This is a genomic window from Nitrospira sp. Nam74, assembly GCF_965152615.1.
In genome coordinates this window covers 3,571,691-3,592,568 of record NZ_OZ224220.1, presented here as the reverse complement: position 1 = coordinate 3,592,568, position 20,878 = coordinate 3,571,691, and the positions used below count along the sequence as shown (strand labels likewise).

The window sequence follows — 20,878 nt, the reverse complement described above, 5'->3', positions numbered from 1 at the left end:
CCTGTCAGCTGTCTTGAGTTGTCTTGACGAGAGGGGAGCGCACATGTAACCATTGGTTACATGCCAACTGATAGTGCTGATGAAAGTCCTGAGGTTCCCAATCCGGCTGAGAACCGTGCGGTTGCGGAACACGTCAACGACCTGAGCCGCTTAGTCTCTACCTTCATTAGCCGGGCGAACAACATTGAACGTCAAGTAGGGAAGCAGGAAGACCTGTACTACCGCTTGCATGGTCAACTGAAGGTCGTGGAAGATGGGGTCCGGTCCCTGAACAATTGGAGACGCCGAGTGGAAGCGCAGCAGGCCGCCCTTTCTCCGTTCATTCGCTTCGGCACGTCCACGTGGGCGTATGAAGGTTGGCAGGGGATTGTCTATCACAACGCCTACGAGAAGCGGCGTTTCAAACAAGAGTGCTTAGCTGAGTATGCACGGTATCTCTACCGGGGTCACCCGCTGTTTCGGACCTGGGCCTCGATCTCAGTTTTTATGGTCCGCCAAGTGTTGAGCTACTGACGCACTACGCCAAACAATTACCGGACGGGTTTGAGATGTGCTCAAAGGTATGGGAAGAGATCACGATCCCTCGCTTCGCCAATCATCCACGCTATCGAGATAAGGCAGGACAGCCGAACCCGCGTTTTCTTGATGCGAAGACCTTTATCGAAGAAGTCTTGCCGCCGTACGAAGAAGCCTTCCAAGGCCATATTGGTCCGTTCCTGTTCGAGTTTCAGCGAACAGGATTGATTGCGTCCACGTTCTTGCCGCGCTTGGATAGCTTTCTCTCGCAATTGCCCCCGCGCTACCGCTATGCCATTGAAGTGCGCAATCCGCTAATCCTCACGCAGAAGTACCATGACATTCTTACGGCTCACAAAGTTGCCCATGTCTATAACCACTGGACGGCTATGCCCCCTCTTGCCCATCAGCATCGGAAGCTAGGCCACACGTTTACCGCTCAATTTGTCGTTCTGCGTCTGCTCACACCGTTGGGAATATCGTATGAAGCAGCGGTGAAGCGGGCCGAGCCATATAACCGGCTCATTCAGGAATTACCCGAGATGCGAGCCGATACGATTTCTCTCGTGAAGCAAGCTGTAGCTGAACAGCGCACGGCTTATGTCTTGGTCAACAATCGTTCAGAAGGGAGTGCACCGCTTACCGTCCAAGCATTGGTGGATGAGTTAAAGACTACGGCAGGGGACTACTAGCTTCTGGCAGACTTCACTTTCTTCCTGACTTTTCCACCGGACACCATTTTTAATTGGCTGGTCTGGCCCTTTTGCTCCTTAGATGCCTCTTGCACTGACAGCACTAGCTGAGCCTGTGTAATGGCCTCCCGTAGCGCTTGACGCTCCGATTCAATGCGCCGGTACTTTGGCGTCTTACCCTCAAAGCGTTCCGCTGCTTCTAGTAATGTCTTTAACGTGTCACGAAATGCCATGGCTCAACCTAATGGCTCCTCTGTCCCTGTGCAACGCGTTCACCGATTTCAACAAGGACTTGGAGATGGGCCAGCATGTCCTTAGCTTGCTGGGCGGTCAAGCCAGTTGAGTTAAAAATTTCCAAAATGTGTCTGACGAGTACATCAGTCTTGTGAGCATCAACGCTCATTTCATTGTGCGGGACAGCAGCTCGAGGATTGCGGCGGCGAAGCTCAGTGATGGCATCTAATACTTCTCGCTTGGTGAGGATTCCTTTTGCCACCAAAACTTCTATAAGAGCTTCCTGCTCCCAAGCGTTGGAGAGGGTCAACTCGTCTAGGGTGACTAAATCTTTCTTGTCGAGCTTTTCAGCCATACACGACCGTAGCGCGTCAGCGACCATGAACAAAACGACGCTTTAGCCTCTCAATGCAAGATGATCCTAATTCCCGTCTCTGCTTCGTGCCCCGTCTTAAGCCAGTCTAGTAGTTCACTTCTTCTATACCGGCGCATGGTAGTACCCGGCAAGAGATAGAACGGAACGTTGAGCTTATAGAGGGTCTGCCGGCAGACTTTCAAGAACTTCGCGGCTTCCGCCGTCGTAAATATCTCCTCTGCTTCAGTAGCTGATCTATTTAATCTTTGAGGTGGGGGCGCTTCCGCCGCATCTCGTTTTGCATTCTCCCGTTCCATGCAACCGGTGTGGTAGTAAAGGGCTTTGTTAGCGATTACGTCTATACTCTGGATGTGCTTGCGGCTATCCGCCGGGTTAGAACAAATCTCGCACGGTCCGATGTCTGGAAACTTATTCTTGTACAAGAATAGACCCCCCCTTGGCTGTGCCGCCGATTCTATAAGTGTCTATAGAGAACTATATCAATAACCCGGATCGAAGGTGAGGGTCTAGTAAAGACAAGGACCGGTTGGCCTGTCGTTCCGCCACATAAAAGGCTTGTAGCCGTCCTCAGCTGTCAGTGACACAGAAACAACAAGTCTCTCTAGGTGCGCGGCATGTGTATTACAGGGCGGCTATAGCTCAATTCTGCTATGTAATAAGGCAGCTCTCAGGACCGTCAAAGCGTTTGTCGACAATGTCCGACTCTCCTGTATAGTCAGGCTGTTCTTTCAGCCGCCGCTCGATCAGCCGCGTGTGCTCTAGAATCGCCAGCTCTAGCCGTTGCGACAGGTTAAACGGTAGATAGCCATTCTCGCGTTTCAGTAGATCTTCCCACCGCTCAATAATAATGGCGGGAATGTTCGCATTGATCCGTCTCACCTTTCGCTTCGTCATAATGTCTCCCTAATGATCACCCTCAGGGCAATGGATAAATACGTAGTTATGGCATAATACGCCTTCTGCTTAGCCTGGTCCAGTCCTCTAGATCTTTGTTATGAGGACCGTTGCCAGTGCGCCTCTCTCTTCTTCTTTCGATAGCGCTGTTGGCTCATTTGCCAGCGGCAGAGTTTGGTGCAGAACTTCCAATTGCCATGATGGATGTAGGCCGTTTTGCAAGCATCACAAGTGCGAAAACGATTTCCGACTGCTTCAAGGGCTGCCACCAGTAAAAGGAGAGGACGATCAGCCTCATTGTAAACCTCAAACGATGTCTTAATACCGATACCATTCTTTGCTAAAGACAGTATTCGATTTGCTGAGACTTTCATCTCTACCGGTTTGCCTTCTATTAAGGCCTTTAATCTCCGTTGGAGGGAAGTTCGCACGTGTTGCAAAGCATTCTTGTCCAGTGGTTTCGGGTCGTTAGCAAAAGCCTTCCACTCCGCCTGTCTCCTTCGGGCCTCATCCGGTTCAATACTTTCAGAACCACTTTGACAAAACTTTAAGAGCCATTGAGCCCGCTCAATTGGCGTTGCACCCACATTCTCTTCAGCCCTACGGAGTTCCGTCTTGTCAGGCTGCTGTAGCGATAAAAAGCGAATCTTTGCCATGTCTATGCTTTGATTTTACCGACCGTAGACACAAATGCCAAACAATTTTCGAACTCCATAGAATAAACGAATCACATGAAAGGCTTAGATCGATGTGCATAAGAAGTGCGTCTCAACCGTTCTTAACCTTAGGAATGCAGCGGTTTAGTGGCGCGAAGCTTTTCGTGTAACGGTTCAGTGGCCTTTCATATGAATGCCAGTTCAACCGTTCTTATAAACAGTAGTGGTTGAGTTCGATAACTAGACTGCGATTTAGAAGGGAGGCGGATTTTGAACAACAACGATAGGAAGGTTGATTGCGGTATGAAAGAACGTGGAGAGCGAGAACATCAACTACTGACAGCGGCCGTGTCATATGTTCGTAAAGGATGGTCTGTGTTGCCACTCCATTCTCCTCGTAAAGGTCAGTGCTCCTGCAACAAGACGGAATGCGAGGCTGTAGGGAAGCATCCCTGTGCAGAGCATGGGCTAAACGATGCCACGTTGAATATACCTATTATCCAAGCGTGGTGGGAACGTTGGCCCCGCGCCAACGTTGGAGTAGTTACGGGGCGGGAAAGTGGTCTCGTGGTATTGGATATAGACCCCCGTCATAGCGGTGACAACACGCTAGCACAGCTGGAAGAACAGCACGGTAAGTTGCCAGCAACGGTCGAATCTTTAACGGGCGGTGGAGGCCGTCACATTCTGTTTCAGCATCCCGGTGGGTACATCAAAAGCCGGTCCATAGGGCAAGGTTTGGACATCAAAGCAGATGGCGGCTATATCGTTGCGCCGCCGAGCGTGCATTTAAGCGGGGAGACGTACGTATGGGAAGTGTCATCACACCCAGAAGATACACCAGTTTCCTCAATGCCAGGCTGGTTACACAAACTTGTCACCAATGGCGCTCTCAAGCCAAAGCGTTGTCATGCTCATAGTCCAGAGCGCATTCCTGAAGGCACTCGCAATAACACATTAACTTCGCTTGGAGGGACGATGCGCAGCAGTGGAATGACTCATCAAGCTATCAAAGCGGCCCTTCTCCACGAAAATGAGCAACGCTGCGATCCGCCTTTAGACGACGAGGAAGTACATAAGATTGCCGCCAGCGTCTCGCAGTACGCGCCAAGCGATCAAATAAAGCCTTGTGCGACACTTCCGCGCACCGAAACAGTTGGTCCTATTGCCTTAGACTGCCCACCGAATATTGCAGTGGTTCGGCAAACCGTTGAGACGCATTTCCCGAACCTTTGGCCCGCAGTGGATCTCGGCTTGGCGACGTGCGCCACGCTGCTCCTCGCCGATAATGCTAATCCCGCGGCCATGATTTTCATGGGACCTGCCGCAACGGGCAAGACCACCGTTGCCACGATGTTTAGTGCAACCATGTGCTACCGGTCAGATAAATTTACCCCGGCAGCCTTCGTCAGCCATTCGGCGAAGGCGACACCCGAGCAGCTTAAAGCCATCGATCTCCTGCCCCGGATTCAGCACAAGGTTTTGGTCACGCCTGAGCTATCCACGATGTTTCGAGGCAAACCGGACGACCTCCTGGAAAGATTTTCCATCATCACCCGGGTCCTTGATGGGCAAGGCTTAATCAGCGATAGCGGCACGCACGGCCGCCGCGGGTATGAGGGCGACTATCTATTTGCCTGCTCGGGTGTACGACGCCCTTTGATCCCAGTGTGTGGCGAATCATGGCCCAGCTTGGGAGCCGGCTGTTCTTCTATCTGCTAGAGCCGGAAGCCGCAACAGGTCTCTGCTTGGGCACTGGCGGTACCTATCTCGCAAGGCTGAATGAATGTCGCATAGTGGTGTCTGGATTCCTAGCACAGCTCTTTGCGCAGCATCGCATACGGGGGATTGCCTGGGACAGTTCATGCGATGTGGTAGGCACCCACGAGCAAATTGCGGCATTAGCAACACTGCTCGCGATGCTGAGAACGATCCCGTCCTTTGATGGAGAGCCCCCTACGCCCGAAGCGCCCATGCGTGCCCAAGCAGTGTTGTACAACCTGGCAAGAGGACATGCACTTGTCCATGCACGTACACATCTCACAGAGTCCGATCTTCACTGTCTTGCCCAAGTTACCTGTTCCTCTATCCCGCGACACCGGCGGCAAGCCTTACTGGCTTTTGGACAAGGCAGCGAGACGCTCACGGTCCCTCAGCTGCAATCGGCAATCGGGGCAAAGAGTGATGACAAGGCCAGAAAGGTCATGGAAGACCTGGATTGGCTTGGCGTCGGGCAGCATCAAAAAGCTGGTCTTGGGAAGCCGTCGATGCTGCAGCTGCACAAATCATGGCAGTGGATCGCTGAACCGGCTTTTCAGTCACTACTGAGGGCAGCTAACCTCCTACGAAAAGGGGGATGAGCTAGCCACTCCCTGAACTAGTTCAAAGCCAGACAGAGAGAGAAGAAGTTATGGAGGAGTGGTACACACCCCCGGAAAAACAGGAGGTGGTGGTTCCGGCACTCTACTGATCAAGGACTTAAATTCACTCAACAGGAGGACACATTGAAACAACCGACAGCCCTAAAAGTGATCCGTGCCAAGTGTCTCGATTGTAGTTGCGATCAAGCTGAAGAGATCCGACTGTGCCCGTGTACCAAATGCGCGTTGTGGCCGTTTCGATTGGGACGAAACCCAAAACCGGTGTTTGAGGAAGGTGCACACCGTGAACCTGCAACCGATGACTTGGGCTTCAGAAGGTGCTGAAAAGCCATATATCAGCCCGATTGCTGAAAATAGACAATTTTGCTGGCAGTAAAAACAATGGCTTATAAGGCCTGTTTTGGCTATTTCGCGGTCCGAGCCAAGATACGGACAACTCAAAAAGGAAATTTCGTGGCATGCCGGAACTCGTTGAATTGGTTACGGCGTTACGTGCACACGCCACTAATCCGTCTACACCCGCATAACATCCAAAACAATGAGGTTTAACTGATGTCACCATATCTTTTTCGCAGTCGCCATACGGGAAACCCTGGCTTGCTTATCGGCACTCGCGCAATCTGCCGGTATGGCCGAATCTCCACTGCCACCTTCTACGACTGGATGCGAAACCATGGGCTCCCGGCCGCCAAGCTACCCGATGGCCGGTGGGTGACTTCCAAGGTTTTGATCGACGACTGGGTGCTCGGGCTGTGGCGGTCACAATATGGAGCTTCGTCTGAGGATGTGGCAGCACAACAAACACTCGGGAACATCGGTGTGCCGGAAGCGCGATTTAACAGAGACACTGCGTCGTCGTGTGATGCGCAGCATTCTACAGTGCAACCAAATAGGAGGGAGGAGTGATGTTTAGGAAAGGGATGGCAAAGATCGGCGGCCGGAAGGCGGGGACTCCGAATAAGCTGACCCGTGCATTTCGCGAAGGGGTACTGCACGTTTATGATGCAATCGGCGGCGATGAGGCGTTTGCGAAGTGGGCTGCTCAGCACCGGACCGAGTTTTATAAGATTGCGGCCCGACTCATCCCCGCGGAAATGGGGCGTCACGAAAGTAATGAGCCAGTGGTGGTCGTAGTCAATCGCTCTCGTGCCGCTGAGCCGCTTACCATCGAGCACCAGCCTCCCACCGGCGAGAAGAATCAACCCGGGGAAGCCCAGAATGAGTGATTCTAAGCACAGTGTCACGATCCACACTGCTTTGCCAACCCGCTTGCTAACCCCGGCACAGACGGCGGAATACCTCGGCATTAAGTTGCCCACCCTCTACACGATGTGCTCGCAACGCCGCATTCCGTATGTAAAAGTCGGCCGGCTGAACAAGTTTGATCCTAAACAGCTTGAAAGTTGGATCGCGAAGCATACCGTTGTCCCGAGGAAACAGACTTGACAACTGTTCCATTATAATGGAACACTATGCCATGCTTCGGCTTCGGGAGATTCGGCAACGGCAAGGACTGAGCTTACGTGAGCTTAAAGCGGTATCAGGCGTGGCGGTGTCAGCGCTGGCAAAGTTTGAAGCCGGCGAAGGGGACCCGCAGTTATCGACACTGCGGAAACTCGCCAAAGCTCTCAATGTGACCGTTGCTGAACTCATCGGAGAGGCCAAGCCACACAAAGGAGGGCGGTAGCATGGGACTGACTAAGCGGAAGGATAGTTGGTATGTCGAGTTCCGCGTTATTGATGACGGCAAGGCGTTCTCACTCGCTCCTTACGGTACCGGTAAATTAAAACGTTGGAAGGTCGGCTGCCTTAATAAAGGTGAAGCACGGAAACAAGAGGCTATCATCAAGACGCGGCTGTTGAGTGGGCAGGAGGTGAGTCCTTCAGTCCTTCGCCTAGAATCCATAACTTTTCAGGAATGGGCGTCGACCTATCTAGAGCTGGAGGAAGTGCGGCGGCTGCGCAGTTACAGAGACCGCCTATTGAAAGTAAAACACCTGGTCTCGTTCTTTGGCGATAAACTGCTTTGTAATATCACTGCACAGGATGTGGAGGAGTATCGAAAGCAACGATGCCAATACGATCTTACTAAGTGCCCACATTGTCAGCAGATGACTGGCTTCAAACGCTGTCAGTGTGGTTGGGAACGTAAAGATGAAGGAAGGCCCGTATCCGTCCAAAGCATTAACCATGACCATACCGCGCTTACGCATATGCTAAACGTTGCGAAAAGCCCACGTTATAAATTAATCGTCGATAACCCAGCCAGCCACGTCCCCAAGCCAGACGCCGATAATTGGCGTGACAGGGTAGCAACTACAGAGGAATGGTTGAGATTGAAGCAACACGCGGCCCCACATCTCGTACGGTATCTCGCTATTCTTTACTCCATGGGACCACGGAAGAGTGAGTTGCTGAAGTTGGAATGGCCAGACGTGGATATGCGCCGAAAGGAATTTCGGCTACGAGAGACTAAGAACGGTGAGCCAAGAGTTGTGCCGATGACTGATGAGGTCTACGGAATATTTAAGGAACTTTGGCAGGAGCGCCGGCTAGACTATCCAAAAGTGTTTCTCTATAAGGGCAAACCATGGAAAAGCCCAAGGACGGCATATCTTGCAGCGTGCCGAAGGGCGGGGATTCAGGCTACGGGGAAGGAAGGGCTGCACATCCATGACTTCCGACATACTGCGTCGACGAATCTACGCCGTGCTGGGGTGGACACAATGACGGCAATGAAGGTCGTGGGGCACAAATCCGAACAGATGCACAGACGGTACAATCAGATCACTCCGGATGACCTGAAAGAGGCTGCAGCGCGTTTAACAGATTATCAAACTAACACGCTAATAACACTTGCCAACTCCCCTGCCGTAGGGCACAATGCAACCCGTTGTAATTCTGGTGTCGGGGCGTAGCGCAGCTCGGTAGCGCGCCTGCTTTGGGAGCAGGATGTCGGAGGTTCAAATCCTCTCGCCCCGACCAATAACAAGAATGATCGAAAGAAGATTTGAAGCCAGCGAACGCGGACCGAATAGGGAATAGGCCATAGCGCCATCAACGAGCCGGGCGGTCCAAGCAGGGGGTGAAGTGTGGTGCGGCGACCCAATCCTCTCGCCCCACCAAATTAACCCAGCAAGTGTCGATCCTTTGCCAATATAGAATAGAGGCGCTCAGGTAACCTCCACGCCTCCTCTCGTACTCCTGTCCATCCCGCATCCGTAGCTCAGTTGGATAGAGCAACATTCTAAGTCGATTCTATGGCCTTCTAACTTCAGCGAGTTAGAATGTCGTTGCTTTACTTATTTGATTTGGACATTGTCAGCGGGTGCATGTCTATGCCCATACCCAGCCCCGGCCGGTAACCATGATCACGTTTGAGTTCGATAAGGACAAGCAGGGGTGAACGACAAACAGTGCACGGCAAACACCGTTTCGTGAGGAAGCCGATGCCTTTGAGATGACTTGCCGAAAGGGAATCATTCATTAAACGGTTAAGAGAATAGAAAGAATTGAGTGATGGATGGGGATGGCCGACCACCGTCTCCAACACAGACTAAGAGAAGGGCTCCCTATGCCATTTGTTCATGTGCATAACTACTTCATTAACGTTGATCACATCCAATACGTGGAGGAAACAGGCAACGATTATATCGTGCATTTCGGTGACGGAAAGCACGCGAGTGTGACCAAGTCGAGTCCGGCTGGAAAAAATCTTATGCAGGTCATTTTGACAGCTCTCGAGTAAGGAGGGAGCCACGGCAAAGATCATCAAGCGTGATGGACAAGCCGGGGAGCACTCGGACGGAACCTCAAACCTATCACCCTATGGCTATACCTTGTGGTATGGTGATCGGTAAGCAAGAGCGGAAAGTCCGTTCAGAATGGCTCACGGAGCCTACGAGACGCTTTCAGCTCAGCTGAAGGAATTGATATTGGTCAACAGGATCGCCCGAAGGAGGCAAGCCTGCGCGAGCTGGCTGACGAATATCTTCACTATAAGAACCAACATGGCAAACGGTCGCTCAAGGAAGATCGTAAAACGAGACAAGGACTTGACGCCATGACGCATAAAATGGCACAAACCCTGAGTACCGAGCAGTCGCCTCCGCAAGTAACCGATTCCGCTACTCGCGCCCGTAGCTCAGTTGGATAGAGCAACAGCCTTCTAAGCTGTGGGTCGTGCGTTCAATTCGCACCGGGCGCACCAAACAATCAAAGGCTTACAACACCCACCCCCGAGCACGAACCCCCATTTGTGCCGTTTTTGTGCCGTTGCCATTTTTTGACCCATTTTCTGTGCCGTTGGAAGGCACAAACGCCGGGCGGCCCCCAACGGAATATGACTTGACTTCTATCTATACGAGACGTATAGTTCAACCATAGCGAGCAGCCACCCCAATCAAGGAGACGGCGATGAGAAACGAAACGGCGACCACGAAGATGAGCGTACCGGGAGCGAACCAATGGGTGATGACCGCCGAGGTGGCCGATGCCCTGAATCTCATCCTGGTGGTGGACGGGAAGAAGATGCCGAGCAGCCGGGAGCAGATGGCGCGCCTGTACGTGTTGGCCGCCGAGTTGGAAATGCGCAGCGAGGGCAAGCAGTGGGTGATCAACCTCCGCCAACCCGAACTCGCCGGCGGCCACTTGCGAGTGATGGGGATTCGAATCGAAACGGCCACGGGCGCTCAGAGCGAGATGGAGGCGGCCACGACGATGCTGAAGCAGATGGCCAAAGAAATCAGCACCAGCGTGTTTCGGTTCCACTTCCGGTAGACCCCGGCTGGATGGGACTTGACTTCATACTGTACGGTCCGTATTGGACGACACACCACCAAGAGAAGCGCAGCGATGAAAACCACCGGCATTCCCAAGAACGAAATCTACGTCAACACCACCTCGTATCGGTTCTCCCACGGCAAAGAGCCCAGGGGGTTCGGGTCCGGGGCGTTCGCCCTCGGGGAAGGAAGGGAAGGCTGAGGCCCTGGACCGCCTGTTTTGGGTCCACGGCTCGACCTACGCGGAGGCGAAACGGAAGGCCGTGGCCGAGGCGGCGGCCCGCTGCTGCTGGACCGTCCGGGTCCAGCCGTAACTGCCGGGCGCTTGATCTCATACTATACGACGCGTATACTCCATCAAACTCGACGGGGCCAACCGTCACCTGCGCAGGACCTGGGCAGCAGCGCGTAACGTATTGAAGCTGATCTAGTAGTTTCCCGGAATAGGAAGACTAAGCCCTCCTCTGGTATGCATTACCTAAACAATCTCACCACGGAGGATTTTTCATGGGTATTGCTCTAATCTTGTTACTAACTGCCCTACTTCCCCTGCCAGCGCGCGCCTTGAGCCTACAGGATCTGGTCGACCAGGGCAGCTTCACTGCCGGTGAAGCGAACTTCTCGAACTTCAGGGCCTCCACTGACATCCTCACTGACAACCCAGGCTCCACCTGCTGCACCTTCTCGACCCTGGATACTATCCATGCCGAGCTGCTCCCTGAAGGTCTCAGGCTCAGCGAGATCCAGGGGCGAGGGCGAACGGATAGCCTGTCCACGGATCGCTTTCCAAGTGACTTCGTTGTGCGCCTCTCGTTCGATTCGGACCATCCAGTTACCTTGACCGATGTCACGCTAAGTGGAGGGTGGTCACCATTTACGACTCCCCTTTACAACAATACCTTTATTGGTCCGTCTAGCTATCACGTAACGGCATCGCTCGGTATTCAAATCTCACCGAGATGTAGCCACATACAACCCCCTGGATTCCCCTGCGAGTTCTTCTTTCAGCAAGGCACGATGACAGTCAACACACTAGTACCTGAACCGTCGACGGTTACCTTGCTCGTGGTTGGCATGACAGGTCTCGCGATCCGCAGATACTTTGCATGAAACAAAAAGAGGGCTAGGTCCGACAGTAAATGTCAGGCCCTAGCCCTTTTTTCTTTACAGAGGACGACCGAGGCGCGCGGAAAGGCCCTCTACGAGGCCACGGTTGTGCCGGCCGAGCAGAAGATCAACAACGATGTCGAGGAGGTCATCAAGGTTCTCCAGCGCACGGCGCTGAACACCTCGGTCAAGGGCAAGGCCGCCTGGCTCCTCAACGCGATGGAAATGGCCGAGGAAGCTATCCGGGTCCAATAACGAGCCGCTTGACTTCGTGCTATACGAGACGTATAGTCATAGACATAAAACGCACGAACTACCAACCAAGGAGACAATCATGAACATGAGCTATTGCCGGTTCCGAAATACCTTGACCGACCTGCGGGATTGCGAGGAGGCCCTGGAGGCGTTATTCGCGGGCGAAGTCAATCCGCTGAGCGAAGAGGAACTGCGGGCGGCCCGGAACCTTGCCACGGTCTGCCAGCGGATCGTCGACCGGATCGCGGAAGAAACGAACGTCCCGGTCGAGGACTTGACCGAGTCGAAGATGAACAGCGCGATTGAAGACGCCAACCATAAGGCGACGCTTCCCCGCAACGACGCTTGACAGGGATCTATACGCGCCGTATACTCTCATCATTAAACGAGACACGATGATGCCAAAGCGCAATCCGATGAAACTTCGACAGACCGCCCGGCGGGCGATTCAGATGACCCTCCACAGCGAGGCGGACGCCACGGCCGAGAAGTTGGCGCGGGACATTCTCCGGACGCGCCCACAGATCGGGGACCTGATGGGGCAGTTGATCGAGGCCGAATTGAAAGCGGCGCTGGGCCAATTGGGGGTGAAGTCATGACCCCGGAAGATCGGACGGAGGCGACAGAAGATGCAGTGCACGACTATGTGATCGACGGCGGAGACATCTCCGCCGTCCTCACCATCCTCCGACACGGAATCGACGTGCAACTTAAGATGATGGCGGAGGACGCCAGCGATGAGGTTCCGGTCCTCGCCAGCCGGCTCAGTTCGCTAAGTATGATGCTGACGTCCGCTCAGCAGATGGCCAACATCATCGAACAGTACCTGACCGACGGAGCCGCCTTCCGGGCGGCGGATCGGCAGATTGGATCGACGAACCCATGATGACAAGAGGAGGCCGAATGACGCCCAGCAAATTGAAAACTACCCGCGCGCGCCTGGGCCTGACCCAGGAGGCCCTGGCGAAGATGCTGGGAGTGTCGGCGAATACCGTCGCGCGCTGGGAGCAGGGGGTGCACCAGATTGCCCCGCCGACCGAGCGCCTCTTGAAGATGCTGGCCGCTCAGCACAAAGTGCCGAGTCCCTAAAACCACAAGGAGATTCATCATGGTCAAGCAATGCCTCGCATTGTGCGCTCTCGGTGTCCTCGCCACCTCGCCGGCCTGGGGCGAGGCGGAGTTTTATGAATGCCCCGGCGGGCTCTATACCGATCATCCCAGCGTGGGCTGCAAGAAATTGGAGCTGCAGGACAACCGCGTGATGGGCGCGGAGTTTTACGGGGTGCCGGACGAGGGTACCAGGCGAGCCCCGGCCGTGGCCTTGACGGCGCCGGCGGCGGAGACCACCTACGACAGTGCCGAAGAGTGCGCGCTATACAAGGAGTATTTGGATCTGATGCAGCAAGGCGGGAGTGTGACGAACGGCATCTCACCGGACAAGTTCATGCGGCGTGCCACCCTCGCCCGGATGTTTGGCCCGAGCCTCTACGGCGGCGGCCGCCATCCCCATTGCCCCTAGTCGGCAAAGGAAGAATCGACACAACAGCGTTGACTATTATAAGTAGTATACCTATAGTAAGGATCATGCAAACTATCGACGTTGGGACGACCTTATTTGTAGACGGACTCGCACTCTCCGTCACCTCAGAAGACCTTCGAGAACTATTCATGTCCTTTGGTTCGGTGGCCTGGTGCCGAGTTGCCAGGGACCATTGCGGCATCTCTCTTCGTTTGGGATACGTTGCGATGGACAATGAGGACAACGCGACAAGGGCTACCGAAGCACTGAATGGAACGATAGTCGCCGGTTTGCAAATCACTGTTACTCGCACTACAGTTCCTCCACTTCCCCGCATAGCGTGACTTCCTAGGCGCATCTTACGGCCTTGCCAGCTCAAAAGACGCTGTGCCCATCAGCATCAATCCAGCAATTACGAAATTTGAGATTTTGCACGGGATAGATGAACGGCATGGGACGACTCCTGTCTTACTCCGGGAGGTTGTAGTTAGAGAGTTCGGCCAGCATGGATTTCATGTGGGCGTTCTGGAGATGGACGTACCGCTTCGTGACCATGAGGATGTTGGAATGGCGCAGGGCCACCCTAATGTCTTCCATTGGCTTACCCTTCATCGCCAGCCGGGATGCGAAGGTATGCCGCAACGTGTGCCACGTCAGGCCCGTGAGGCCCGCCTTTTTGACCGCTGGTAACCAGACCCGGTTGTAGAAATTGTGCGTATCCAGAGGCACCGCTGAGTTCCGTTGGGCCGGGAACACCCACTTGGACGTCTGCCAGGAGGAGAAGGTCCGCAGGAGCTCGACCGCGTTCGTGTCCAGGTTGGCATATTCGACGGAGCGGGCGTCGCCCCTGAGTTTGCCGCCTTTGGTATTTTCCAGCGTGATGATGCCCCGCTCCAGGTCGACGTTCGCCCAGGGCAGCGTGAACTGCTCCGTCCTTCGGAGCCCGGTCCAGATCGCAAAGCGCGCCCAGTCGGCATAGGGCTCCCCGAGGGCTGCCATCAGGCGCGGCTCATCTTTGAAGCTGAGATAGGGCGCCTTCCCGACACCGGGGGAGGGCAAGTGCACATCGGGATGCAAGAAGGGATTCCGGGGGAGATGGCCTGCGTTAAATTCCGCGCGGACGATTCGGCGCATGTATTTCAGGTAATGAAACACGGTCTGCGGCGCGAGTTCTTTTTCCTCCTCCAGTGTGTCCATCGCTTCGATGATCGTCTCGTGCGTGAACTGCTTGACCAGGAGATCCGAATAGTGTGCCGTCCACCATTTCGAATAGGCCACCTGATTTCGATGGTCCGGCGTGCCCTTCGTCTTCTCAAAATCGGCGGCGATCAAGTCGGCCAGCAACCGGCGCTGACCGCGGCGCGAGAATGCCTCGTGCGCAAAGCTCCCCGTCGTCCGCTCCTTGAACGTCCCCATGACAAAGTCGTTCGCCTTCTTCACCGACTCAAAGGGACCAAACAGTTTGCGCCCGTCCTGCGTGCCAGCATTCGGCACCGCAATGCGTGCCCACCACTGCTCTTGCCCGCGCGCAGACCGTGAAAACACGCCTCGTACCGGGGTGAGTTGACCCATAGCTGCCTCCCCTATTGGTGATGAGATGTGACCCCATGACCATACCGGAGTGCGTAATACGCAGTCAACTTATGTAATACGAAAAGTTACCGGAAGGGTGGTTTACGCCAGGGCGCGCCTGGAGGGGTGGCCTTTGTGGATGACGGTCCCTGGCCGGGAGGAAGTTTTCGTCGGCTTCGCATCCACGGAAGGCGGCGAGCCCGAGCCCGAACCGTCGATGGGATGGAACTGTGAATCGAGCCGGCCCGCGAGCGCCTGGTCGGCATAGTACTCCATCGCGGCCTCCAGCAAGGCGGGCCACGTCGCGCGGGAATGTTGGCGGAGGAGTTCTTGGAACTTTTCACCCACCCCTGGATTTTTTAAGCCGATGGCAATCCGCACCAGTGTGCGTGTGAGCTCAGCCCTATGCATCCCCATGGACTGAGCCATCGTTTCAATCGCGGCAATCGTTTCATCGTCCGCTCGAGTTTGGAAGACTTTTTCTCTGCCCATGGGTCTGGTCTCCTGGAAGCAAGCGCGAGGTGAGAATACCGGATAATACCAATACTTCCGCGTTCTGGCAACCCACTACCAGGTAATACCGTGTCATACAAAATTGACAAAAGATTGCGCGGGGATTATAACGGCGCCTTCTCACGTACCGCTGACGACATCTTCTCGGGAGGTACTGACGACTATGGCACAGAAATCCAGCGTCCCAGCCTTCACGCCCAACTCCACGGACAGCCAACTGGACCGGGCCATCTCCATCAAACTCACCAAGCTGCTCCGCCGGCTCCTTGACGAGGAGGTCCGTATGGACGAACGCAGTGCGTCCTGGATTGTGCGGCGGGCGCTCACTGAACGCTACCGACACCGAGGCTACAAAATCTGACCGTCCTTCCCCACGCGAGGTGAGCCGTGGAGACGATGAACGAACCCGAATTTGTCGATGCTAAGGTGCTGGCTCGGCGCATCGGCTTTCCCTACAGCACCATCCTACGCTTTGCGCGCGAAGGCAAAGTGCCGCACCTCCGCTTAGGCGGTCGGATTCGCTTCAAACCCGACGAAGTCATTAAAGCCCTGCGGAGGAAAGCATGACGCACGATCCCCAGCAGCTGCGCCTCCCGTATGACCGCTGTGACCGCCTGTTCGTGCTCCTGTTTGCCTCCGTCGCCGTGTCGCTCCTCGTGAACCTGGGCCTGTGCTGCGTCCTGCTCGTCCTGGTGTTCGCATGAAATTCCGCCGATGGTGCCAACACCCCGCGACGGAGCTCTACCTGCGGAAGCATCCGGTCAGCCAAGCCTGGGTGCTGCTCTGTGACTACTGCCTGCGGCAGTGGGATCACACCGTCGCGGACGCGCTTCATCACCAGCCCCATGACGCCAGGAAGGCCCGCACATGACGCGCGTCCATCTCGACGATAACCGGCTAATCGTCAACACCGTGTTCACGCTGAAAGAAGTCTGCAAGGCCGTGCCGGGCGCCCGGTGGGACAAGGCCCGGCGCGCGTGGACCTATCCGGCGACACCCTTTGCAGCGCAGGGACTCCATCAGCAGTTTGCGCAGGCGACCTGGTCGCCCGAGGCGGCGGCCCTGTTGGTCAAGGCCGAACGCATCCACGAGGCCGCGCAGCACAAGACCGCCGACACGCTGCCGCCGATCCCCCTCACCAAGACCGAGCCTTGGCTGCATCAATTGCGGGCCTATCACTACGCGAAGGCCCTGCCGGCGGCGATGCTCGCGCTCGACATGGGAACCGGGAAATCGAAGGTCGCTATTGACCTCATTGCGAACATGGGCTGGCGCAGCGTTCTGATCATGTGCCCCAAACGTGTGATCCAAGTGTGGCCGTATCAGATCGACCTGCACGCAGCCTCTCCGCTGACCGTCGTGCCGCTGGATGAGGGCAGCATCCGAGCGCGCGCCGAGTGGCTGTCCACCTGCTGGAACGGCGGGGCTGTGCCCGTCGTGGCGGTCGTGAATTACGAGGCGGTGTGGCGCGAACCGCTGAAATCGTACTTGCTCCGAATGTCATGGGACGCCGCGATCCTCGACGAGAGCCACCGGATCAAGGCGCCCGGCGGCAAGATCAGCCAGTTCTGTGCACAGCTGGGCGACCGTGTGCCACACCGCCTGTGCTTGACCGGGACGCCGATGCCGCACAGCCCGCTCGACATCTATGCGCAGTATCGCTTCCTCGACAAAGGCATCTTCGGCACCAGCTACACCATGTTCCGGGCGCGCTACGCGATGATGGGCGGGTTCGGCAATCATGAAGTGCTCGGGTTTCACGAAAGCCTCCTGCCGGAATTGAACCGGAAGATGTACGCGATCTGCTACCGGGTGAAAGCGGAGGACGTGCAGACCTTACCGGAGACCATCGACACGGTCATCCCCGTGCGTCTCGATAGGAAAGCCTCCCTCGCGTATGCCGAGATGGAAAAGGAATTCGTCGCGGAGATCGGCGAGAAGGCCGCGACCGTCAACAACGTCCTCACCAAGCTGCTGCGCCTGCAACAAATCACCAGCGGCTTCCTGCCGTTAGACGACGACACGATTGAGGAGTTGGATCGCGCGAAGGTGGAGGCCCTGGAAGATCTCCTGTTGGGCCTGCCGAAGGACGAGCCGGTGGTGGTCTTCTGTCGCTTCCGGCATGACCTCAACATGGTGCACCAGGTCGCCATCGCGATGAAGCGATGCTCGCTCGAACTCTCAGGTCGAGTCGATGCCCTCAAGCCGTGGCAACAGGGCGCGGCGCCGATCCTGGCGGTGCAGATTCAGAGCGGCGGAGTGGGGATCGATCTCACGCGCGCCGCCCACGCGATCTATTTTTCACTGGGGTATTCCCTTGAGCACTATGAGCAGAGTCGCAAGCGGGTGCACCGACCCGGACAGACCCGCACCGTGCGGTACTACCACCTCGTCGCGCGGGGCACGATTGACCGAGCCGTCTATGCGGCCCTGAAGGCGCGAAAGGACGTCGTGGAATACATCCTCGAACTGAAGAAGAAAGGACAACCGTATGAGTGACACGGCCGCGCAGGACTTCGTCCAGACGTTGCTGCGGGACTTCCTCTACTTCGACAAGGTGAAGAAGGAGCATGAGGCGGAGGCCAAGAAGGCGGGGAAGGCGCAGGACGCCATCGAGCAGCAACTCCTCGCGTGGTTTGAGCGCGCCGGCCTGAGGCGCATGACGACGAGGGACGGCACCACCATCTACGTCCACCGACAGCTTTGGGCGCGTGGGATGCCGGGGAACAAACCTGCGGCGGTGGCGGCCCTGAAGGACAGTGGTCTGGAGGACATGGTGGAGGAGACGTTCAACACGCAGCGCCTCTCCGCCTGGGTGCGGGAGGAGGCCAAGAAAATACCAAACGGAGACACCATGGGGCCGGCCGAACTCCTGACGCACCTGCCCCCGGCCTTTGCCGGGTCCATCAGCATCGATGAGGACATTCAACTCCGAGCGACAAAAGGGGACTGACGCAAAATGGCGAACACCGACTCAACAGACCTGGCACCGATCACCTCCTACCACGCGATGACCGTCCCCATGGAGCATCTGCGGGATGCGCTTGCTGCGAACATCGGGGTGGGCGGCATCAATCCGATGGAATTGGATCGCCTGAAGATCCCGAGCGGCGGGGGCCTGGTGTGGACCGTGCCCACGCTGGCGGGTGACCAGATGATGAAGGAAGTGGAAGGCATCATCCTGCACTTCAAAGACACCCGTGCATATTGGCCTGACGCCTACGGGGGGCAAAACAATCCCCCGCAATGCCAGTCGGACGACAGCATCACGGGAGTCGGCGACCCTGGGGTCGCATGTGCGGTGTGTCGCTTGGCAAAACAGGGATCCGCACCGCCAAAAAAACCTGGCGAGATTTCGAGGAGCCAAGCCTGCAAACAAATGCGCGCGCTGTTCCTGTTGCGCCCTACCGATGTGCTGCCGATCATCGCCGTCCTGCCTCCGACGAGCATCGCGCCCTGCCGGAAGCATTTCACCCGCGTGCTGGGGCAGGGGCCGATCTGGGAGCAGGTCACGGCTCTCACACTCGAGGCCGACCGCAACAACGACGGCCTGGCGTATTCCAAGGCGGCCTTTCGCTTTGTGCGGAAGCTGACGAACGAGGAGACGGCCCGGATCATTCAACTGCGCGCGGCGCTCATGCCGATGTTTACCTCGCATCGCGCTGTTCAGGAAACCGATGTCATTGACGCCGAGTGAGGACATGGCGCGGTTCCTGACCGCGCTCTACCCGGACCTGCAAGGGCAGTGGTGCCTGTTCTGGCAGCTGCCCAGCAAACGCTCGAGCTGGGTGAATGCCATCGATGCGGCGCTCATCGATCAGCTGCTGGAGTGGGCGAAGAGCGGCAGCATCTATGTGGGCTGTGGGCTGTCGCCCAGGAACTTCGGCCCGACCATGCGCTGCCCGGCCGATCAGATCAGCGCGATCCCTGGCCTGTGGATGGATGTCGACGTGCGGGGGTCCGGGCACAAGAAACAGAACCTGCCGCCCACGCTGGCCGATGCCCATGCGCTGATTCGGGAGATGGGACCCGAGCCCACGATCATCGTGAACAGCGGCCACGGCCTCCAGGTGTGGTGGTTGTTCAAAGAACTGTGGGTGCTGGAGAGCGACGAGGAACGGAAGGCCGCGGCCAAGCTGGTCCGTGACTGGACCGCCACACTCCGGGCGCGGGCCAAGGCCCATGGCTGGGATATCGATGCGACGTTCGACCTGGCGCGCGTGCTGCGCCCGCCCGGCTCATTGAACCACAAGGGGGCGCCGATCCTGCCCGTCACGACGGACACGTTTGCGGACGAGAAACGCCTAGAGCCCTCGGCCTTTGAGCAGTGGGTGCTGGTCGAAGCGGCTGAAGCGGACACGCTGCCAGATCTCGAGTGGACGTTCAAAGTCCGGGCGGATGCGAATCCCCCTCCGCAGAAATTCTTCCTCCTGGGGAACATGGACCCGCAGTTCTATTTGAGCTGGGAGTACAAGCGAACGGAATGGCAGGACCAATCTCCGAGTAGCTACGACATGGCTCTCGCCACGCGCGCCATGATGGCCGGCTGGACGGCCCAAGAAATCGTGGATCTGCTGATTGCCTGTCGACGTTATCACGGGCAGGAGTTGAAACTCCGCCCAGATTATTTCCGCGTCACACTTAACAAAGCGGCCAAGGGGAAGGGCATGGAAGAACGACAGAAATGGATTGATGAACTGAAAGCCGGCAACGACCTGCCGCCGGAGATTGTGAGCGACTCCGCGGAAACGCTCGCCATCATCAGCGGGGCGCTCGGGGTCCAGGTCACGAAAGTGATGGCGATCTCAGGCGATCCTATTACCTACGAGATGGTGATTCACAATCGCACGATCAAAATCGGCCTCATTGAAAATCTGCTCAGCTTTGCGAAGTTCCGGGCCACGTTTGCCAATGCGACCCGTAAGGTGCTCGACAAACAGAAGAGCAAAGCCTGGGACAAGATCGTCCAGTACTTTCTCGACGTGGCCGAGGACGTGGAGTGCGGCCCGGAGGCGACCGAAGAGGGCATGTTCGAATCCTGGCTGCGCGCCTACCTCAACTACCGGGTCCTGGACGCCGACAATCAGGCCGAGGCCCTCCAGACCCACACCCCGTTTCAAAAGAACGGGCACGTCTACGTCACGACGGAGGGGCTGGGTCGGTACATCGCCGGCTACTTCCGAGAGAAGGTCGACCCGAGGCAGCTGGCCAAGCGTTTGACGAAGGCCGGGGGGCACGGCGAACGCCTCCACTTCAAAACCAAAGGCGGCGCGGAGAGCACGATCTACACGTACCGCCTGAATTCCTCTTTATATATAGGAGAAAAAAAGTGACCACCCTGCAGAAAAAATATGGACGTTATCCTATCGGAAAATGGCACTT

32 protein-coding genes and 2 tRNA genes are annotated in these 20,878 nt (G+C 56.3%); 27 read left to right on the top strand and 7 right to left on the bottom strand.

Annotation, left to right across the window (positions count from 1 at the left end; all coding sequences use genetic code 11):
* Window positions 1-60: 60 nt before the first annotated feature.
* Window positions 61-513 carry a hypothetical protein gene (locus tag ACWHYZ_RS16835; protein WP_447983835.1) on the top strand — a complete coding sequence of 151 codons (453 nt, stop codon included), beginning with the start codon at window positions 61-63 and terminating at the stop codon, window positions 511-513.
* Window positions 465-1,208: a DUF72 domain-containing protein gene (locus ACWHYZ_RS16830; protein ID WP_447987602.1), complete on the top strand. Its 744-nt coding sequence runs from the start codon at window positions 465-467 to the stop codon at window positions 1,206-1,208. The genes ACWHYZ_RS16835 and ACWHYZ_RS16830 overlap by 49 nt, the downstream gene beginning before the upstream one ends.
* Here the strand turns inward: ACWHYZ_RS16830 and ACWHYZ_RS16825 are convergent.
* The 4 genes from ACWHYZ_RS16825 to ACWHYZ_RS16810 all read right to left on the bottom strand — a co-directional run bounded on the left by ACWHYZ_RS16825 (window position 1,205) and on the right by ACWHYZ_RS16810 (window position 3,368).
* Window positions 1,205-1,441, bottom strand: a complete 237-nt coding sequence (locus tag ACWHYZ_RS16825; RefSeq protein ID WP_447983834.1) for a hypothetical protein — start codon at window positions 1,439-1,441, stop codon at window positions 1,205-1,207. The genes ACWHYZ_RS16830 and ACWHYZ_RS16825 overlap by 4 nt on opposite strands.
* 8 nt (window positions 1,442-1,449) lie before the next feature.
* A complete protein-coding gene (locus tag ACWHYZ_RS16820) occupies window positions 1,450-1,797 on the bottom strand; it encodes a hypothetical protein (protein WP_447983833.1) in 348 nt (115 codons plus the stop codon).
* A gap of 669 nt (window positions 1,798-2,466) precedes the next feature.
* Window positions 2,467-2,712, bottom strand: coding sequence for a hypothetical protein (locus ACWHYZ_RS16815; protein ID WP_447983832.1), 246 nt, complete (start codon window positions 2,710-2,712; stop codon window positions 2,467-2,469).
* A gap of 98 nt (window positions 2,713-2,810) precedes the next feature.
* Window positions 2,811-3,368, bottom strand: coding sequence for a hypothetical protein (locus ACWHYZ_RS16810; protein WP_447983831.1), 558 nt, complete (start codon window positions 3,366-3,368; stop codon window positions 2,811-2,813).
* 303 nt (window positions 3,369-3,671) lie between these two features.
* Between ACWHYZ_RS16810 and ACWHYZ_RS16805 the strand changes: the two genes are divergently transcribed.
* The 11 genes from ACWHYZ_RS16805 to ACWHYZ_RS16755 all read left to right on the top strand — a co-directional run bounded on the left by ACWHYZ_RS16805 (window position 3,672) and on the right by ACWHYZ_RS16755 (window position 10,528).
* On the top strand, window positions 3,672-5,090 hold the full coding sequence (locus ACWHYZ_RS16805) for a bifunctional DNA primase/polymerase (protein WP_447983830.1): 1,419 nt from the start codon (window positions 3,672-3,674) through the stop codon (window positions 5,088-5,090).
* Entirely contained in the window at window positions 5,051-5,728 is a 678-nt protein-coding gene (locus tag ACWHYZ_RS16800) for a hypothetical protein (protein WP_447983829.1), read from the top strand. The genes ACWHYZ_RS16805 and ACWHYZ_RS16800 overlap by 40 nt, the downstream gene beginning before the upstream one ends.
* Before the next feature lie 573 nt (window positions 5,729-6,301).
* Complete coding sequence (locus tag ACWHYZ_RS16795; RefSeq protein WP_447983828.1) at window positions 6,302-6,655, top strand: hypothetical protein; 354 nt, start codon at window positions 6,302-6,304, stop codon at window positions 6,653-6,655.
* Window positions 6,655-6,975 carry a hypothetical protein gene (locus ACWHYZ_RS16790; protein ID WP_447983827.1) on the top strand — a complete coding sequence of 107 codons (321 nt, stop codon included), beginning with the start codon at window positions 6,655-6,657 and terminating at the stop codon, window positions 6,973-6,975. Before ACWHYZ_RS16795 ends, ACWHYZ_RS16790 begins: the two co-directional genes overlap by 1 nt.
* Window positions 6,968-7,195, top strand: coding sequence for a helix-turn-helix domain-containing protein (locus ACWHYZ_RS16785; protein ID WP_447983826.1), 228 nt, complete (start codon window positions 6,968-6,970; stop codon window positions 7,193-7,195). Before ACWHYZ_RS16790 ends, ACWHYZ_RS16785 begins: the two co-directional genes overlap by 8 nt.
* Window positions 7,196-7,226: 31 nt before the next feature.
* The gene (locus ACWHYZ_RS16780) at window positions 7,227-7,436 is read left to right on the top strand and encodes a helix-turn-helix domain-containing protein (protein ID WP_447983825.1); all 210 of its coding nucleotides are present in this window, start codon (window positions 7,227-7,229) and stop codon (window positions 7,434-7,436) included.
* A gap of 1 nt (window position 7,437) precedes the next feature.
* Window positions 7,438-8,667: a tyrosine-type recombinase/integrase gene (locus tag ACWHYZ_RS16775; protein ID WP_447983824.1), complete on the top strand. Its 1,230-nt coding sequence runs from the start codon at window positions 7,438-7,440 to the stop codon at window positions 8,665-8,667.
* Window positions 8,658-8,734: transfer RNA gene (locus tag ACWHYZ_RS16770), tRNA-Pro, on the top strand. The genes ACWHYZ_RS16775 and ACWHYZ_RS16770 overlap by 10 nt, the downstream gene beginning before the upstream one ends.
* A gap of 589 nt (window positions 8,735-9,323) precedes the next feature.
* A complete protein-coding gene (locus ACWHYZ_RS16765; RefSeq protein WP_447983823.1) occupies window positions 9,324-9,497 on the top strand; it encodes a hypothetical protein in 174 nt (57 codons plus the stop codon).
* Between the two features lie 385 nt (window positions 9,498-9,882).
* A tRNA-Arg gene (locus tag ACWHYZ_RS16760) sits at window positions 9,883-9,959 on the top strand.
* Between the two features lie 206 nt (window positions 9,960-10,165).
* On the top strand, window positions 10,166-10,528 hold the full coding sequence (locus ACWHYZ_RS16755; RefSeq protein WP_447983822.1) for a hypothetical protein: 363 nt from the start codon (window positions 10,166-10,168) through the stop codon (window positions 10,526-10,528).
* Between the two features lie 572 nt (window positions 10,529-11,100).
* Here ACWHYZ_RS16755 and ACWHYZ_RS16750 read toward each other — a convergent pair.
* Window positions 11,101-11,358, bottom strand: a complete 258-nt coding sequence (locus ACWHYZ_RS16750; protein ID WP_447983821.1) for a hypothetical protein — start codon at window positions 11,356-11,358, stop codon at window positions 11,101-11,103.
* A 387-nt stretch (window positions 11,359-11,745) separates the two neighbouring features.
* On the opposite strand from ACWHYZ_RS16750, the gene ACWHYZ_RS16745 reads away from it, so the two are divergent.
* From ACWHYZ_RS16745 to ACWHYZ_RS16715, 7 genes are all read left to right on the top strand, one after another.
* Window positions 11,746-11,892 carry a hypothetical protein gene (locus ACWHYZ_RS16745; protein ID WP_447983820.1) on the top strand — a complete coding sequence of 49 codons (147 nt, stop codon included), beginning with the start codon at window positions 11,746-11,748 and terminating at the stop codon, window positions 11,890-11,892.
* 79 nt (window positions 11,893-11,971) lie between these two features.
* Window positions 11,972-12,241, top strand: coding sequence for a hypothetical protein (locus ACWHYZ_RS16740; RefSeq protein ID WP_447983819.1), 270 nt, complete (start codon window positions 11,972-11,974; stop codon window positions 12,239-12,241).
* A 46-nt stretch (window positions 12,242-12,287) separates the two neighbouring features.
* Window positions 12,288-12,491 (top strand): hypothetical protein, encoded by a 204-nt coding sequence (locus tag ACWHYZ_RS16735; RefSeq protein ID WP_447983818.1) that lies wholly within the window; start codon window positions 12,288-12,290, stop codon window positions 12,489-12,491.
* The gene (locus ACWHYZ_RS16730; protein ID WP_447983817.1) at window positions 12,488-12,778 is read left to right on the top strand and encodes a hypothetical protein; all 291 of its coding nucleotides are present in this window, start codon (window positions 12,488-12,490) and stop codon (window positions 12,776-12,778) included. Before ACWHYZ_RS16735 ends, ACWHYZ_RS16730 begins: the two co-directional genes overlap by 4 nt.
* Window positions 12,775-12,981 (top strand): helix-turn-helix domain-containing protein, encoded by a 207-nt coding sequence (locus ACWHYZ_RS16725; RefSeq protein ID WP_447983816.1) that lies wholly within the window; start codon window positions 12,775-12,777, stop codon window positions 12,979-12,981. Before ACWHYZ_RS16730 ends, ACWHYZ_RS16725 begins: the two co-directional genes overlap by 4 nt.
* Window positions 12,982-13,000: 19 nt before the next feature.
* Window positions 13,001-13,411, top strand: a complete 411-nt coding sequence (locus tag ACWHYZ_RS16720; RefSeq protein WP_447983815.1) for a hypothetical protein — start codon at window positions 13,001-13,003, stop codon at window positions 13,409-13,411.
* 65 nt (window positions 13,412-13,476) lie between these two features.
* Window positions 13,477-13,755, top strand: a complete 279-nt coding sequence (locus ACWHYZ_RS16715; protein WP_447983814.1) for an RNA recognition motif domain-containing protein — start codon at window positions 13,477-13,479, stop codon at window positions 13,753-13,755.
* A 124-nt stretch (window positions 13,756-13,879) separates the two neighbouring features.
* Here ACWHYZ_RS16715 and ACWHYZ_RS16710 read toward each other — a convergent pair whose 3' ends face one another.
* On the bottom strand, window positions 13,880-14,983 hold the full coding sequence (locus tag ACWHYZ_RS16710) for a tyrosine-type recombinase/integrase (protein ID WP_447983813.1): 1,104 nt from the start codon (window positions 14,981-14,983) through the stop codon (window positions 13,880-13,882).
* Window positions 14,984-15,085: 102 nt separating this feature from the next.
* The gene (locus tag ACWHYZ_RS16705) at window positions 15,086-15,475 is read right to left on the bottom strand and encodes a hypothetical protein (RefSeq protein ID WP_447983812.1); all 390 of its coding nucleotides are present in this window, start codon (window positions 15,473-15,475) and stop codon (window positions 15,086-15,088) included.
* A 184-nt stretch (window positions 15,476-15,659) separates the two neighbouring features.
* On the opposite strand from ACWHYZ_RS16705, the gene ACWHYZ_RS16700 reads away from it, so the two are divergent.
* The 7 genes from ACWHYZ_RS16700 to ACWHYZ_RS16670 all read left to right on the top strand — a co-directional run bounded on the left by ACWHYZ_RS16700 (window position 15,660) and on the right by ACWHYZ_RS16670 (window position 20,829).
* Window positions 15,660-15,857, top strand: coding sequence for a ribbon-helix-helix protein, CopG family (locus tag ACWHYZ_RS16700; RefSeq protein WP_447983811.1), 198 nt, complete (start codon window positions 15,660-15,662; stop codon window positions 15,855-15,857).
* Between the two features lie 35 nt (window positions 15,858-15,892).
* Window positions 15,893-16,063 carry a helix-turn-helix domain-containing protein gene (locus ACWHYZ_RS16695; RefSeq protein WP_447983810.1) on the top strand — a complete coding sequence of 57 codons (171 nt, stop codon included), beginning with the start codon at window positions 15,893-15,895 and terminating at the stop codon, window positions 16,061-16,063.
* A complete protein-coding gene (locus tag ACWHYZ_RS16690; protein WP_447983809.1) occupies window positions 16,060-16,200 on the top strand; it encodes a hypothetical protein in 141 nt (46 codons plus the stop codon). The genes ACWHYZ_RS16695 and ACWHYZ_RS16690 overlap by 4 nt, the downstream gene beginning before the upstream one ends.
* Before the next feature lie 163 nt (window positions 16,201-16,363).
* Window positions 16,364-17,995, top strand: a complete 1,632-nt coding sequence (locus ACWHYZ_RS16685) for a DEAD/DEAH box helicase (RefSeq protein ID WP_447983808.1) — start codon at window positions 16,364-16,366, stop codon at window positions 17,993-17,995.
* A complete protein-coding gene (locus tag ACWHYZ_RS16680; RefSeq protein WP_447983807.1) occupies window positions 17,988-18,449 on the top strand; it encodes a gp33 family protein in 462 nt (153 codons plus the stop codon). The genes ACWHYZ_RS16685 and ACWHYZ_RS16680 overlap by 8 nt, the downstream gene beginning before the upstream one ends.
* A 6-nt stretch (window positions 18,450-18,455) precedes the next feature.
* The gene (locus tag ACWHYZ_RS16675) at window positions 18,456-19,193 is read left to right on the top strand and encodes a hypothetical protein (RefSeq protein ID WP_447983806.1); all 738 of its coding nucleotides are present in this window, start codon (window positions 18,456-18,458) and stop codon (window positions 19,191-19,193) included.
* 4 nt (window positions 19,194-19,197) lie between these two features.
* Window positions 19,198-20,829: a hypothetical protein gene (locus ACWHYZ_RS16670; RefSeq protein ID WP_447983805.1), complete on the top strand. Its 1,632-nt coding sequence runs from the start codon at window positions 19,198-19,200 to the stop codon at window positions 20,827-20,829.
* The last annotated feature ends 49 nt before the right edge of the window (window positions 20,830-20,878 follow it).